Origin of the sequence: Streptomyces sp. NBC_00425, assembly GCF_036030735.1 — a bacterium.
Classification (GTDB): Bacteria; Actinomycetota; Actinomycetes; order Streptomycetales; family Streptomycetaceae; genus Streptomyces.
In genome coordinates this window covers 9260999-9275991 of record NZ_CP107928.1, presented here as the reverse complement: position 1 = coordinate 9275991, position 14993 = coordinate 9260999, and the positions used below count along the sequence as shown (strand labels likewise).

The window sequence follows — 14993 nt, the reverse complement described above, 5'->3', positions numbered from 1 at the left end:
GACGCGCCCGTGAGGCCTTACGAAGCGGTGACGTGTCCGGCGGATCGAGGGATTCCGTTACGCCTGCCGCCCTGGCGCGGCGGTGCGCACATTCACCCGACGGCGGCACCGGGCCCACGGGCCCGACCCGGCGCGCGGCGCCTGCCGGCCGATCGACCAGGGCGGACGCGCCAGGCCTCGCCGGGCGGACGGGACTTTCGAAACCCGCCTAGAGCCCCAGGTCGAGTGCGAGGCAGGAGAAGAACTTCCACGAACCGTCCGGGTCGTAGGGGTCGTTGCGCCCTTCCGGCGCGGTCGCCACTCCCTCCGTCATGTCCTCGAAGCGGATTCGCTCAGGAAGGCTGCCGTAGCGCACATGACGTGCGTCCGCGGCGGCGTCGGTCGCGAGTTTCTCGTTCATGGCCGGTCCTCACTTCTCCATCGGGGTCGCATGACCCCGGCGCTTCGCTCGGCCACCAGCGTGCGCGCAGCGCACGTCACCTGTCAAGCAGGTGACGCAGCGGGATCAACCCCAAGCGGTCCCACCATCATCGGGATCTGCACACAGGAGGCTTCGCCCGCTCCAGCAGCTCAACACGCTTTTCGGCAGTGCGTGTTCTCCGACCTGTGCCCGCACGCCCGTGACGCGACTCCCCGATCTCCCTTCGACGAAAAATGAGCATCACCTGTTTGACTGGTGACGATTGTCGTGCGAGTGTCGTCGCATCCAGGCCGCGGAGACCGCATACGGCCCGAGCCGTCGACATCCGGCGCCGAACCGTCGTCGGCACCCGGCGGATCGGCAGCGGGCGCGTTGATCCCGGCGCATCGGCTCTTGGCCCTTGGCGCTTGGCCCTCAGCAGCGGCGCGACGAAGGAGTACAGATGTCCAACAGGCGCACTTTCGGCAAGACCGTCGGACTGGGCACCGGCGCGGCAGCGGTCTCGCTGTCAGGTCTGCCGGCCAACGCCTCCGCCGCGACCACAGCGGCCAGGACGCACGGCACGACCGTTCCCGCCGTGCCTGCGGTCACCCCCGCAACCCACACCGGCTTCAGTGCGCTGAAGCACGTCAGGGCGGGTCTCCTGGAGATGGCCTACGCTGAGGCCGGGCCTGCCCACGGACCCGTCGTCATCTGCCTGCACGGCTGGCCCTACGACATTCACAGCTTCGTCGACGTCGCCCCGCTCCTCGCCGACCGGGGCTATCGCGTCCTCGTGCCGTACCTTCGCGGTCACGGCGACACCCGCTTCCTCTCCCGGCACACCCCGCGCACCGCGGAGCAGTCCGCAGTCGCCCTGGACATCGTCGCCTTCATGGACGCACTGAAGATCGACAAGGCTGTGCTGGCGGGCTTCGACTGGGGTTCGCGGACCGCCGACATCATCGCCGCCCTGTGGCCGGAACGCGTCAAGGCCCTGGTGTCCACCGGTGGATACCTCATCACCGACCGCAAGGCGCAGCTGGAACCCGCAGCTCCCGCCGTCGAGCACAACTGGTGGTACCAGTGGTACTTCGCCGGCGACCGCGGCAAGAAGGCGATGGAGAACGTCACCGAGCGCATCGCACTGTGCCGCTACGTGTGGACGCTCGTCTCCCCCAACTGGGCTTTCGACGACGCCACCTACCAACGCACCGCCGAGGCCTTCACGAACCCCGACTACGCCGCCGTCGTCCTGTTCAACTACCGCTGGCGCATCGGTCTCGTGGAGGGCGAGCGGCGCTACGACCGTTACGAGCGGCAGCTCTCCGCCCAGCCCTCCATCGGCGTCCCCACCCTCACTCTCGACGCGGCCCTGGACCCTTTCACCCCGCCCGGCGACGGCTCCGCCTACCGCCACCGCTTCACCGGCCGCTACGACCATCGCGCCCTCGCGGACGTCGGCCACAACGTGCCTCAGGAAGCACCCAGCGCGTTCGCGCAGGCCATCGTGGACGCCGACCGCCTCTGAGCGACCACGCCTACCCACGACCGTACGTCACCGACCAGAACGGTCACGCATCAGTGAGGAAGACCCCATGCCAGTCATACGCCTCCACCTCGTCTCCACGCTCGACCCGAAGGGCGTGCTCGACGTCCTGACCGACTTCAGCCCCTCGCGCGCCCGCGTCTGGCCCACCATCGACGCCGACCACTTCGAGGTGCACGGACTCGGAGACACCTGGGCCGAGGTCACCGAGGGAACGGCCGCCGCCTGGGAGCGGGCTCGCTACGAGTGGGAACCGGACGGCGACACCGTCACCGTCACCACGCTCGACTCCAGGCTCTTCGGAGCCGGCGGCGGCTGGGTCTTCCGGACGACGGCCGAGGCGGACGGCACCCGGGTGGACGTGGAGCTGACACGCCGGCCCAGCACGCTCAAGGGCAGGCTGCTGGCAGCGCTGCTGCCGGTCGTCGCTCCGGCGTCGCTGCGCAAGTCGTTCGCCGGGCCCCTGCAGGCACGATGACGCCCTGAGCGTGACAGCCACCCGCCCGGGCGCGTCACGACAGGCGGGGCCTGTCCGGCCGACCGTCGCGACCCGCACGGGGGCGGAGCGGCGAGCTCCAGCCGGAGGCGGCCTCCGAGCGAGCGGGGCACGGGTACTTGCCCACCGGACTGTCACCCGTCAGAATGGTGACGTGAATCTTGATCACGTCTTCGTGTGCGGACACCCTGCCCTCGACTTCGCGGCCACCCTACGGGCCCGGCGCTCGACCCGTTTCGAGATGTTCGCGACGCCGGAGCGACTCAATGCCTGGTACCTGGAATCAGGGCTCGTCGACGTGATCCCCCCTGCGGACGAGGACGACGTCCGCGAGGCGATCGCCCTGCGCGAGGCCTTGTACCGGCTGATCACCAACCGTCGCCTCCGCGAGGATTTCGACCGGGGGTCACTGGCCGTGGTCAACGCCGTCGCACGCAAGCCCCCCGCGACACCGCAGCTCACCCTGGCCGGGCGGCACACCGACGCGACCCCCGGACAGGCGCTGGCCACCGTGGCCCGGCTGGCCGTGGAACTGCTCAGCGGCCCCGACGTCCCGCTGATGAAGGAGTGCGGCAACCCCGAGTGCACGCGCGTCTACATCGATCGCTCACGCGGCATGCGCCGGCAGTGGTGCGGCATGGATTCCTGCGGCAACAAGATCAAGGCCGCCGCCTACCGTGCCCGCAAGAAGACCACGCCCGCGGCGACCACGCACTGACGCAGCGACGGCGTGCCGCCCTTCGCGCGACCGGGCGCCCTCCTCCGCGATCGGGTCGGCTGTTTCCGCGGGCTCGCCACGTGCGGACTGCATATACGGGTGAACGATGCAGGCGAGCGCAGGAACGGCAGGGGCCGGCGCCCGGAGGACCGGCCTGCGGCCGTGGCCCCTCCCCCGCGCCGTGGTCGTCTGCACCACCCGGAGCAGGGGTCCGGCACATTGATGTCGTGGGCACTGTGTGCCAGGTGGAGGTCCTTCCAAGGGGAGGGGGCCGGTCGGCAGGCTCAAGGGTGTCGACCACTGCGGGTCGTCTCCGTCGAGTCCCTCCGGGAGAGACCAAAATGGACATCCGGCAACTCCGAACCTTTCACCGCGTGGCCGCGCTGGGGAGCTTCACCCGGGCCGCGGCCGAGCTGAACTACGCACAGTCCTCGGTGACCGCACAGATCCAGAGCCTCGAAGTGTCCCTGGGGGGCGAGCTGTTCGAGCGGTTCGGGGGCAAGGTGAAGCTGACCCCGGCCGGGACGCGGCTGCTGCCCTACGCGGGACAGATGCTGGCCCTGGCGGACGAGGCACGCGGCGCCGCGTCCCCCGACGCACAGCCCGAGGGTGTGCTGACCATCGGCACGATGGAGAGCATCACCTCCTACCGGATGCCGCCGGTGCTGGAGTACTTCCACCACCGCTACCCCCGGCTGCAGATCGCGCTGCGACCGAGCCTGTGCGCGGAGACGCTGCACTCGTTGCGACAGGGACTGTTCGACGCGGGCTTCCTGATGGAGGCCGAGACGCAGCACTCCGGGGTGCACAGCGAGGTGCTCGGCGTGGAGCCGCTCGTCGTGGTGGCGGCGCCGGGGCATCGCCTCGCGGGAGCGTCGAAGGTGGAGACCGACGAACTGCGTCAGGAGTCGGTACTGGCCCCGGAGGCGGGGTGCGCCTACCGGGAGCTGCTGGAGGCGGAACTCAACGAAGGCACGGGCGAGCCGGTGCCCTTCCTGGAGTTCGGCAACATCGAGGCCATCAAGCGCGGTGTCGGCGCCGGCCTCGGGATCAGTCTGCTGCCGCGGATGACTGTCGGTCAGGAGCTTTCGGCAGGGACGCTGGTGCCGCTGGCGTGGGAGCCGCCCTTCGAGCTGTTCACCCAGCTGGCCTGGCGCAAGGGGGCGCAGCTGTCGCGGGAGCGCCGGGTGTTCGTGGAGCAGGTCATCGACTTCCTGAGCCGGGAGTACCAGGAGTCCTGACGGAATCCGCGGGAAACGGTGGAGTGCCTGGAATTCATGAGCGGCCCGCATGGTGCGTATGAACGTATCGGTTTTATCGATCGATGAAGTCGATAAAGGTCATCTGCAGAGCCGAATGGGATTTCTGGACTTCCTTCTCGGGCCGCCTGAAGAATGTTGTGCAGTCCCAGTAATACGGCAAGGAGAGTTCCTATGTCCCCACAGGTCATGCTCCCGGCTAAACGGTTTGTCGTGTCGAGCGTTTCGTCCGATGCCCATATGTGGAATCTCGTTTTCCTTCAGCTGCTGCTGGAGGAGCAGGGCGCGCAGGTCACCAATCTCGGCGCGTGCGTGCCCGACGACCTCATCATCGAGGAGTGCCGCAGGTCGCGGCCGGACGCGCTCGTCATCAGCACGGTCAACGGACACGGCCATCTCGACGGCCTCCGGCTCATCCGCCGTATCCGCAGCGAGCCGGACCTGGTGGACCTGCGTGTGGTGATCGGGGGGAAGCTCGGCGTCCGGGGCGCGGAGAACATCGTCTTCGCCGAGGAGTTGGCGCTCAGCGGCTTCGACGCGGTGTTCGAGGCGGACGGCGGGATCGACGCCTTCCAGGACTTCCTGGGATCACTCGACAGTGCCGAGCGCCCCGCTCTGGAGCCCGCGAGGGCAGCCGCATGAGCAGTCTCGCGAGGATTCCCGAGCGGTATGTGCCCCAGATCCCTCCGCGAGGACGCTTCTCGCGTCACGTCCGAGGGGCGCATGCCCGCGGCCGGCTGGTGGTGCAGCCTCGTATGGGGTTCGCGGACCTGGCCACCATGCGCGAAGGGCTGATGGGCGTCAGGGGCGCCCACGCGACGGCCATCGGCACGATCACCCTGGACAGCTACACCCGGGTCAACGACCACGACTCCGCCCGTCAGGCGCTGCGCACGGGAGCCGAGCTGAACGGGTTCCCGTTGGTCGCCCATGGCCCGGAAGCCACCCGGGAGTTACTGGGTTCGGTGTCGGGGCCGGACTTCCCGGTTCAGGTGCGCCACGGTTCGGCGTTGCCGTACCCGCTGTTCCGGGCGATGGTCGAGGCCGGCGTGGACGCCACCGAGGGCGGGCCGGTGTCGTACTGCCTGCCGTACAGCCGGGCGCCGATCAGTGAGGCGGTCAAGGCCTGGGCGCAATGCTGCGAACTGATAGCGGCGCAGCCCGATCCGATGCATCTGGAGAGCTTCGGCGGCTGCATGCTGGGGCAGTTGTGCCCTCCGAGCCTGCTGGTGGCGCTCAGTGTGCTGGAGGCGTTGTTCTTCCGGGAGCACGGCCTGAGCGACATCTCGTTGAGTTATGCGCAGCAGACGCATCCGGGGCAGGACATGGAGGCGATCGCCGCGCTGCGCCGGCTGGCCGGCGAACGGCTGGCGCGGGCCGACTGGCATGTCGTGCTCTACACCTTCATGGGGGTCTTCCCCCGCACGTCGGTGGGTTCGTACCGGATCCTCGAGGAGAGTGTGCGGCTCGCCGTGCGCACCGGCAGCGAGCGGCTGATCGTGAAGACGCCGGCCGAGGCGCACCGCATCCCGACGATCACCGAGAACGTGGACGCGCTGGAGTTCGCGGCTTCCATCGCGCGGGACGAGGCGGAGCGTGCGCCGGGGGCCGTGGCGACCGACTCGGGGATCTACGAGGAGGCGCGGCTGCTGGTGGACAGCACACTGGAGATGGCGCCGACGGTCGGCGAGGCGTTGGTGCGGGCCTTCGGCCGCGGTCACCTGGACGTGCCGTACTGCCTCCACCAGGACAACGCCAACAAGTCCCGGGCCTACGTCGATCCGGCGGGCATGCTGCAGTGGGCGGAGCCGGGACGGATGCCGCTGCGGGTCGAACGCGGCGCCTCCAGGCGGCCGGTCAGTGCGCGGGGCCTGCTGACGATGCTCGGGTTCAACGAGCGGCGCTTCGACCGGGAGCAGATGACACAGGGTCATCTGCGCGGGCTGCAGTACGCGGCGCCCCAGAGGCGAAGGAGCCTGCCGTGACGCCCCGACCCGATGACGCCCTGCGCGCCCGGCTGCCCGCTCCGGCTCCGCGCCGTGTCCGCGGTCCGCGCATCCGTGCCCTCGACAGTCTCGTCCGCCGTGCCCGTTCTCGACCGAGGAGCGTCCTGTGACCATCACTCCCACTCTCGACGCGGTGCGGCAGCACGGGGCCCTGCGCGCCGTGGTGAGCCGCGGTATCCGTGGGTTGTCGCTGCGCGGTGACGACGGCCGCTGGCGTGGGCTGGACACCGACGTCGCCCGGGCCGTGGCCGCCGCCGCCCTGGGCGACGGTGAGGCGGTCGAGTGGGTTCCCTCGGACCCGGCGGACCGGCTCACGCGGCTGGTCGGGGGCGATGCGGAGCTGACCGTCGCCAACGTGAGCTGGACGCTGGGCCGCGAGGCGTCCCTGCCCGTGCTGTTCACCGGCGTCACCTGCTACGACGGCGAGGGTTTCCTCGTCCCCGCCGACAGCGGCGTGACCCGGCCCGAGCAGCTGGCGGGGCGGCGGGTGGCCGTGCAGGCGGGTACGACCAGCGCGGCCAACCTTGCGGCCTGGTACGGCGGTCGGGGCCTGTCCGTCGAGCCGGTCGCCCATGCGACGCCGGCCGAGACGCTCGCGGCGTACGCGGCCGGTGAGTGCGCCGCCTACGTCCTGGACCGGGTCGCCCTGGCCGGGGAGCGGGCCGCGCTCGGCGCCCCGGCGGCGCACCGGATCCTCGACGAGGCGATCTCCCGCGAGCCGATGGCGGCCGCCGTGCGCGACGGTGATCCGGCCTGGTTCCGGCTGTGCCGATGGGTGCTGCAGCTGCTGGTCTCCGCCGAGCAGCACGTCGTCGAGGTGGGCGAGCGGGACAAGGCGCTGGCCCAGGCGGCGGAGGCGGCGGGCGCCCACGGACCGGCCGTCGGCCTCGACCACGACTGGGCGGCCCGGGTCCTGGCCGCCGTCGGCACCTACGCGGACGTGTACGACCGCAACCTCGGGCCGGCCACGGGTCTGGACGTGCCGCGAGGACTCAACGAACTGTTCACGCGAGGTGGTCTGCAGTACGCCGTCCCCCTCCACTGACCCGTACTTCCCTCCCCCTAGGAAAGGCATCCCACCATGAGTACTGACACCCGGCCGGCGAACACGGAGACGAAGGGAGCGATCGAGCTGACCCTCGCCATGGTGCTCTCCGGCACCCTCGGCGTCTTCGTCATCGAGTCCGGCGCGTCGCCGTTCAACGTGGTCTTCTTCCGCTGCCTGTTCGGCACGGCCACGCTGGGCCTCTACTGCCTGGCGCGCGGTTTCTTCAAGAACCACAACTTCACCCCGAAGAAGCTGGGCCTGGCCGCGCTGGGCGGTGTCTTCATCGTCTTCAACTGGGCGTTCCTCTTCGAGTCGTACGAGGACACGTCCATCTCCGTGGCGACCGTCGTTTACCACACGCAGCCGTTCTACGTGATGCTGCTGGGCGCCGTGCTCTTCCGGGACAAGCTCACGGCGGCGAAGTTCGGCTGGCTCGGTGTCGCCTTCGTCGGTCTGATCCTGGTGGCGGGGGTGTCCGCGGCCGATCTGACCGGCAGTGGGGACAGCGCCTATCTGACGGGTCTGGGCTACGCACTGCTGGCCGCGGTGTTCTACGGGATCTCGACGGTCATCACCAAGCGGGTCACCGGCGTGCGGCCGCATCTGGTCGCGCTGGTGCAGCTGGTGCTGGGCATCTTCCTGCTGCTGCCGTTCACCCAGCTGAGCGAGATGAAGGGGCTCGGCGGCGACTGGGGCTGGCTGGTGGGCCTCGGGGTGATCCACACCTGCGTGATGTACGTCCTGATGTACTCCGCGTACCAGAAGCTGCCGACCCCGAAGATCGCCGTCCTGGCGTTCGTGTACCCGGCGGTCGCGATGCTCATGGACTGGGCGGTGTACGGCCACAGCGTGAGTCTGCTGCAGGCCCTGGGCATTCCCCTGATCGTGGCGGCGAGCCTGGGCATCAACCTCGGCTGGTCCTTCGCCGGGCGCCGGGCGCCCGTCGCGCCCGCCGCGGAGCCCGCACCGGCCGCCGGTGCGGTGGCCGCGTCCAAGACCGAGATCAAGACCGGAGGCACCCGATGACCCTCGTGACCGACCCCGCCGCCCCGCGGATCGCGATCGTCGGCGCCACCGGCGCCGTGGGCAACACCCTGATCGAGCTGATCGAACAGCGGGGTCTGCGCTACCGCGACATCCGACTGGTGGCGTCGGCGCGCTCGGCCGGCACGGAGTTGAGCGTGGACGGCGTGGCCTACCCGGTGCACGCGGTGGAGGAGTTCGACTTCGCCGGCGTAGACCTGGCCTTCTTCTCTGCCGGCACCGAGGCCAGTGAGAGTTGGGTGCCCAAGGCCACCGCGGCCGGCGCCGTCGTCATCGACAACACGATCGCGTTCCGCATGGACCCGGACACCCCGCTGGTGGTGCCTCAGGTCAACGCCCATGTGCTGGACGCCCGTCCGAAGTCCGGCGTGATCGCCAATCCGAACTGCTCGACGATTCCGCTGGTGCGGCTGCTGGACGGCGTCGAGCAGCGCTACGGCGTGCGCCAGGCCGTGGTCAGCACCTACCAGGCGGCTTCGGGTCTCGGGCATCCCGGTGTCGAGGAGCTGAGGGAAGCCAGCCGTGCGACGCTGGACCATCCCGAAGAGGTGTATCCCGGCAAGGAGTTCTCGCCGTCGCTCGCCTTCAACGTCATTCCCAAGATCGACCGTTTCCTGGAGTCCGGCTTCACGCTGGAGGAGCAGAAGATGCTCCAGGAGTCCCGCAAGATCCTCGGTCTGCCTCATCTGGACGTGACCACCACGTGTGTGCGGGTGCCGGTCGTCAACGGCCACTCGGAGGCCGTGTGGATCGAGACGCAAGGTGTCGTCGACCGGGCCGAGCTGGTGGAGTTGCTCGCCGCGCTGCCCGAGGTGACGGTGCACGACCGCCGCTCGACGCACGAGTTCCCCACTCCCGCCACGATCGACGACCCGTACCGGGTGCACGTCGGCCGGGTCCGGGTGAACCCGAACAACCCGCGCGCCTTCTGGCTGTGGCTGGTCGCCGACAACCTCACCATCGGCGCGGCGCTGAACGCTGTCCAGATCGCCGAGGAGCTCATAGCCCGGGGGACCCTGTGACGCGACCGTCGCTGGACCCCTCGCAGCGGCCGCCGGCGGTGGTGAAGTTCGGGGGTTCCAGTTTCCGGACCCTGGCGGCGTACGGGCAACTCGCCGAGGCGCTGTCCCGGCGGGTCGAGGAGGAGAACACCCGCCTGGTGGTCGTGGTGAGCGGTCAGCCGGGTGAGACCGAGCAGTTCCGGGACCGTCTGAGCAAGGTGAACCCGCATCCCGAGGACGAGACCGTCGCGGGTCTGCTGACCCTGGCCGACACGGTGGGCGCGCAGTTGCTGGCGACGGCCCTGCACCGGGAGGGTCGTACGTCCACGGTGCTGGCGGGGCACCAGTTGGGGCTCACCACCGACTCGTCGTTCATGTGGGCCCGCCTGGAGCACACCGATCCGGAGCCGCTGCGCTCGGCCGTGCGTGAGCACGACGTGGTGGTGGTGCCGGGCGGCCAGGCCGCCGACAAGGAGGGCCGGCCGACCTGGCTCGGCAAGAACAGTTCGGACCTGTCGGCGGTGGCCGTCGCGGCGGCGGTCGGTTCCCCGCGCTGCGAGATCCACTCGGACGTGGACGGCATCTACAGTTCCGACCCGCATCTGATCACCGGATCGCGGCTGCTGGGCGAGGTCTCGTACAACACGGCGGCGCTGATGTCGTTGTACGGCGCGAAGGTGCTGCACCGGCGGGCGGTGCGGTTGGCGCAACGCAACCGGATCGAGATCGTCTGCCGTTACAACAGGCCGCCGTTCCCGGCGGGTTCGGTCATCGGCAGCGCGGGTTCCTCGGTGGCGGCGGTGGTGCTCAACCAGCGTTCGGCGGCTCTGCGTTATGAGACGGAGGAGCTCGCCGACCGCGCGTACACGGCTTTCCACGGCGCCAACATCGATGTCGTACGTCTGACCGCGGGGCCGCTGGTCGCGGTCACCGGGGGATTCGTGGACCTTCCGGAGTTCCAGCGGCGCAACGGGCTCACGCCCGGCGAGTACGCGGGGGTGCCGGTGACAGCGGTGCGGGGCAGCCAGGTGGTGACCCAGCTGGCGGCCGACGAGGAGGACGCGCTGCATCTGACGCAGCGTCTGCACGACCACGTGAACCGTCCCGGCGCGGGCACCGATCCGAACGCGCCACTGCTCGAACTGCAGGGAGTGTGAACCCCATGACCGCCACCACCGACCACGGTGTGCCCACCCCGGCCGGCCTCGCCACGCCGACCTTCAGTGAGATCGCCCTGCCCGACGCGGTGCGTGACGCGCTCGGCGAACAGCTGCGCGGCCTGCCGGATCCGAACATCGACATCGACCGTTCGTCCGCCCGGCTGCTGCAGATCTTCGCTACGCTGCCGACCGAACTGCTGCAACAGGTACTGGACTTCGGCCGCCACATCGACACGCCGGGGGTCAGCCTCGTCAGCAACCTGCCGGTGGACCCGGTGATGCCGGACACGCCGTCCGACGGCGGCCCGAGCGCCGAGAAGCGGTCGTTCGTCGCCGAGGGGGTGCTGCTCGGGCTGAGCGGTCTGCTCGGGGAGCCGATGGGGGTGCTGACGGAGAAGGCGGGGCAGCTGATCCACGACGTCATCCCCGTCGCGGGAGGCTCACGGACCCAGACGAACCAGGGGTCGGAAGTCTTCCTCAACTTCCACAGCGACATCATGCACGACGTGATCGGCCGCTACGACGTCGCCAACCCCGACTTCCTGGTGCTGTCCTGCCTGCGGGCCGACCACGAGGGCATCGCCGGCACCTACTACGCCGACGCCCGCGACGTGTCGGCCGCGCTCCCGCCCGGCGTTCTGGACACACTGCGCAGTCCGGTTTTCCGGCTCAACGCCCCCGGCAGCTACGTCCGCGACGTCGCCGGCGGCCTGGACGTGCTGTCGGAGCCGGTGCCGCTGATCAGCGGTCACACCGACTATCCCGAGATCGCGATCTCCGCCAACGGGGTGCACCCGCTGACCAGCGGCGCCCGCACGGCGATGGACACCCTGCAGACGGTGTGCGGCGAGGTCGCGCACAGTGTCCGGCTGCGTCCCGGCCAGGCCCTGCTCATCAACAACCGCAAGGGCGTGCACGCGCGGTCCACGTTCACCGCCCGCTACGACGGCAGGGACCGCTGGCTGCAGCGGACCTATGTGCGCCGCAGTCTGTGGAACGTGCGCTACCGGGTCACCGAGGACAACCGCCGGGTGCACTACTGACCCGCCGCCCCGGCCCTGACCGCCCCGCGTCGCCGCAGAGATCCGGTGACGCGCCGGCGCCCGCGGAGCCCCGTGTCACGTCGAGCGACCCTCGGCGCGGCACGGGGCTCTCGTCTGCCCGGACCGCCGTCGGCCGGCACGACGCGTCCGCCCGCCGGCCGACGGCTGCCGCGGCGGGCCGGAGCCCGTGTGGGGACGCCGGATGGCCCGGACCGGTCAGGCCCCTCGTGGCCAGCCGCAGGCCGGTGCCCGCGGGGTCCGCGCGTCCGATGATCGACGTGTCGGGCAGCAGCCCACAGCGACGTGAGGGAGACCATGGGCAGGACACTGGCGCAGAAGACGTGGGACGCCCATGTCGTGCGGCGCTCCGGTGGCGGCGACGATCTGATGTACATCGATCTGCAGCTGCTGCACGAGGTGAACACGCCCCAGGCGTTCGACCGGTTGCGCGCGGCGGGCCGTACCGTCCGCCGCCCGGACCTGACGGTGGGCACCGAGGACCACAACACGCCGACGCTGGCCCTGGACCGGGTCATCAAGGACCGTGAGGGCCGCCGGCAGGCGGAGCTGATGCGCTCCAACTGTGCCGAGTTCGGGATTCCGCTGCACCGCTTCGGGGACCGCGACCAGGGCATCGTGCATGTCATCGCGCCCGAACTGGGTCTGGTGCGACCGGGGATGACGATCGTGTGCTGCGACTCGCACACCACCACGCTCGGCGCCTTCGGCGCCCTGGCGTTCGGCATCGGGTCGAGTCAGGTCGAGCATGTGCTGGCCACCCAGACGCTCCCGATGCGGCCGCTCGGGCAGATGTCCGTGACGGTGGACGGTGTCCTCCCGACGGGCGTGAGCGCCAAGGACCTGGTGCTCGCGCTGATCGCGGAAGTGGGCACGGCCGGCGGGCAGGGGCACGTCATCGAGTACCGCGGTGAGGGGGTGCGGGCGCTCTCGATGGAGGCGCGGATGACGTTGTGCAACATGTCGGTGGAGGCCGGGTCCCGTGCCGGGATGGTCGCGCCGGACGAGACGACCTTCGCCTACCTCGCCCGCTGCCCCGGGATGCCGCGGGGCGCCGACTGGGAGCGGGAGGTCGCGTACTGGCGTGCGCTGGCCGGCGACGCGGACGCCCGCTTCGACAGGTCCGTCACCCTGGACGCGCGAACCCTGCGTCCGTACGTGTCGTGGGGCACCAATCCCGCGCAGAGCGTCCCGCTGGACGGGCGGGTGCCGGCGCCCGCGGACTTCGCGCCGGGCGCACAGCGGGACGCGGCACGACGGGCGCTGGCCTACATGGGTCTCGAGCCGGGGACGGCGCTGCGCGACGTCGCCGTGGACACCGTGTTCCTCGGGTCGTGCACCAACGGCCGTATCGAGGACCTGCGGGCCGCCGCGGACGTCCTGCGGGGCCGGAAGGTCGCGGACGGCCTGCACATGATGATCGTGCCCGGCTCGGCGCGGGTACGGCGGCAGGCCGTCGTGGAAGGCCTCGACCGGGTGTTCGCGGAGGCGGGCGCCGACTTCCGGGCGGGCGCCGGCTGTTCGATGTGCGCGGCTCTCAACGAGGACCGGCTGCTGCCGGGGCAGCGCGCCGCCTCCACCAACAACCGCAACTTCGAAGGCCGGCAGGGCCGCGGGTCGCGCACCCACATCGTGTCCCCCGCGGTGGCCGCGGCCACCGCGGTCACCGGACGCCTGTCCTCCCCCACCGACCTGTGAGACGAAGGGCCCGCGATGGAGAAGTTCACCGTGCACACCGGGACGGCCGTCCCGTTGCGCCGCACCGACGTCGACACCGACCAGATCATCCCCGTCCGGTTCTGCGCGAGCACCCGCCGTACCGGACACGCGGACGCGCTGTTCGCCGACTGGCGGGCCGGAACCGGCTTCGTCCTGGACCGGCCCGAGCATGCGGGCGCCAGCGTTCTGGTGGCCGGTCAGGACTTCGGGACGGGTTCGTCGCGCGAGTACGCGGTATGGGCCTTGCAGGATCACGGGTTCCGGGCCGTCGTCGCCCCTCGCTTCGGCGACATCTTCCGCGGCAACGCCCTGATGAACGGCCTGCTCACGGTCGTCGTGCCGGCGGAGACGGTGGAGCGCCTGTGGGAGCTCACGGAGAGCGATCCGCGCGTCGGGGTCACCGTCGACCTGAAGCGCCGGGAGGTGCGGTGCGCCGGCCTCGTCCAGGCCTTCGACATCGACCCGGAGGTACGGCGCAGGCTGCTGGGCGGCCTGGACGCCATCGCCGACACCCTGCGGCACGAGGCGGACATCGCCCGCTACGAGGCCGGACGCCGGCCCGCGCTGCCGGTGACACGCCCCGCGGTGACGGTGGCGTCGTGAAGCTCAACCAGTGCGCGGCGTTCGTCGCGATCGCCGACACCGGGACCTTCACCAACGCCGCGCGTGCGCTGGGCGTCAGTCAGTCCGCCATCAGCCACGCCATCGCCGGCCTGGAGAGCGAGCTGGGGGTGACCCTGATGGTGCGGGACCGCTCCGGCGTGGAACTCACCGATGCCGGACGCCGTGCCCTGGAGCCCGCGCGGGGCGTGGTGGCGCAGGCGGACCGGGTGCGGCGGGCGGTGCGCGGCGCGGACGCCGAGCCCGAGGGCACCTTGCGCATCGGCACCAGTCAGAGCTTCGCGGCGCGGCTGCTCCCGGCGTTGATGTCGGAGCTGCACATGCGTTATCCGCGCCTGCGGATCGAGTTGCGCGAGGGCGGCGACGCGCAGATCGCCCAGTGGCTGCGCGCCCGTGGCATCGATCTGGGCATCGTGTCGCTGCCCAAGCGGGGTCTCATCACGGCGCCGCTGCTGCAGGACGAGATGTTCGCGGTGCTGCCGGCGCACCATCCGTTGGCCCCCCGGCCGGAGTTGCGCATCGTCGAGCTGGCCGGGGAACCGTTCCTGATGCCGGTCGGAGGGGTCGAGACGATGGTGCGCGCCGCGTTCCGCACGGCCGGCCTCGAGCCCGAGGTCACCCATCAGGTGCGGGACATCAACGCGCTGCTCGCGATGGTCGCCGCCGGGCTCGGCACGACGGTCATTCCGTGGCTGGCCCTGCCGCCGGCGCTGCCGGAGGTGCGGCTGGTGCCGCTGTCCCCGGCGGTGGTGCGGCATCTGGGCATCGGTACGCGTCCGGGCGCCGAGGAGTCCCCGGTGGTGGGGGCGTTCGTGCACGCGGCGCGGTCGCTGGCGCTGCGCAGTGACTGGAGGAGGCTTCCCGTTGCCGGGTGACCGGGGTCCGCGCGGGCCGCAGGGTTCGGGGCCGTG

Annotated in this window: 15 protein-coding genes; 14 read left to right on the top strand and 1 reads right to left on the bottom strand. The window is 70.8% G+C overall.

All coding sequences use genetic code 11. The features are described 5' to 3' along the window. Nucleotides 1-208: 208 nt before the first annotated feature. A complete protein-coding gene (locus OHS82_RS41030; RefSeq protein WP_057577204.1) occupies nt 209-400 on the bottom strand; it encodes a hypothetical protein in 192 nt (63 codons plus the stop codon). Nucleotides 401-863: 463 nt separating this feature from the next. Here OHS82_RS41030 and OHS82_RS41025 point away from each other — a divergent pair, with 463 nt between their 5' ends. From OHS82_RS41025 to OHS82_RS40960, 14 genes are all read left to right on the top strand, one after another. Then, nucleotides 864-1931 (top strand): alpha/beta fold hydrolase, encoded by a 1068-nt coding sequence (locus OHS82_RS41025; RefSeq protein WP_328435738.1) that lies wholly within the window; start codon nt 864-866, stop codon nt 1929-1931. A gap of 67 nt (nt 1932-1998) precedes the next feature. Next, the gene (locus tag OHS82_RS41020) at nt 1999-2427 is read left to right on the top strand and encodes a hypothetical protein (RefSeq protein ID WP_057577202.1); all 429 of its coding nucleotides are present in this window, start codon (nt 1999-2001) and stop codon (nt 2425-2427) included. Between the two features lie 172 nt (nt 2428-2599). Next, on the top strand, nt 2600-3163 hold the full coding sequence (locus OHS82_RS41015; RefSeq protein ID WP_057577201.1) for a CGNR zinc finger domain-containing protein: 564 nt from the start codon (nt 2600-2602) through the stop codon (nt 3161-3163). A gap of 341 nt (nt 3164-3504) precedes the next feature. After that, complete coding sequence (locus OHS82_RS41010; RefSeq protein ID WP_057577200.1) at nt 3505-4404, top strand: LysR family transcriptional regulator; 900 nt, start codon at nt 3505-3507, stop codon at nt 4402-4404. A gap of 153 nt (nt 4405-4557) precedes the next feature. Further along, nucleotides 4558-5064, top strand: coding sequence for a cobalamin B12-binding domain-containing protein (locus OHS82_RS41005; RefSeq protein WP_370444086.1), 507 nt, complete (start codon nt 4558-4560; stop codon nt 5062-5064). Further along, entirely contained in the window at nt 5061-6407 is a 1347-nt protein-coding gene (locus tag OHS82_RS41000) for a methylaspartate mutase (protein ID WP_057577198.1), read from the top strand. Before OHS82_RS41005 ends, OHS82_RS41000 begins: the two co-directional genes overlap by 4 nt. A gap of 127 nt (nt 6408-6534) precedes the next feature. Beyond that, complete coding sequence (locus tag OHS82_RS40995; RefSeq protein ID WP_242433057.1) at nt 6535-7473, top strand: transporter substrate-binding domain-containing protein; 939 nt, start codon at nt 6535-6537, stop codon at nt 7471-7473. Nucleotides 7474-7509: 36 nt separating this feature from the next. Then, nucleotides 7510-8502, top strand: a complete 993-nt coding sequence (locus OHS82_RS40990; RefSeq protein WP_057577197.1) for a DMT family transporter — start codon at nt 7510-7512, stop codon at nt 8500-8502. Next, nucleotides 8499-9542 carry an aspartate-semialdehyde dehydrogenase gene (locus OHS82_RS40985; protein ID WP_328435733.1) on the top strand — a complete coding sequence of 348 codons (1044 nt, stop codon included), beginning with the start codon at nt 8499-8501 and terminating at the stop codon, nt 9540-9542. Before OHS82_RS40990 ends, OHS82_RS40985 begins: the two co-directional genes overlap by 4 nt. Beyond that, a complete protein-coding gene (locus tag OHS82_RS40980; protein WP_057577195.1) occupies nt 9539-10678 on the top strand; it encodes an amino acid kinase family protein in 1140 nt (379 codons plus the stop codon). Before OHS82_RS40985 ends, OHS82_RS40980 begins: the two co-directional genes overlap by 4 nt. A 5-nt stretch (nt 10679-10683) precedes the next feature. Further along, complete coding sequence (locus tag OHS82_RS40975; RefSeq protein WP_057577194.1) at nt 10684-11724, top strand: TauD/TfdA family dioxygenase; 1041 nt, start codon at nt 10684-10686, stop codon at nt 11722-11724. A gap of 315 nt (nt 11725-12039) precedes the next feature. Beyond that, complete coding sequence (gene leuC, locus OHS82_RS40970; protein ID WP_057577193.1) at nt 12040-13440, top strand: 3-isopropylmalate dehydratase large subunit; 1401 nt, start codon at nt 12040-12042, stop codon at nt 13438-13440. Nucleotides 13441-13455: 15 nt separating this feature from the next. Continuing rightward, nucleotides 13456-14064, top strand: a complete 609-nt coding sequence (leuD, locus tag OHS82_RS40965; RefSeq protein ID WP_328435732.1) for a 3-isopropylmalate dehydratase small subunit — start codon at nt 13456-13458, stop codon at nt 14062-14064. Then, the gene (locus OHS82_RS40960; RefSeq protein WP_057577191.1) at nt 14061-14957 is read left to right on the top strand and encodes a LysR family transcriptional regulator; all 897 of its coding nucleotides are present in this window, start codon (nt 14061-14063) and stop codon (nt 14955-14957) included. Before leuD ends, OHS82_RS40960 begins: the two co-directional genes overlap by 4 nt. Nucleotides 14958-14993 lie beyond the last annotated feature (36 nt).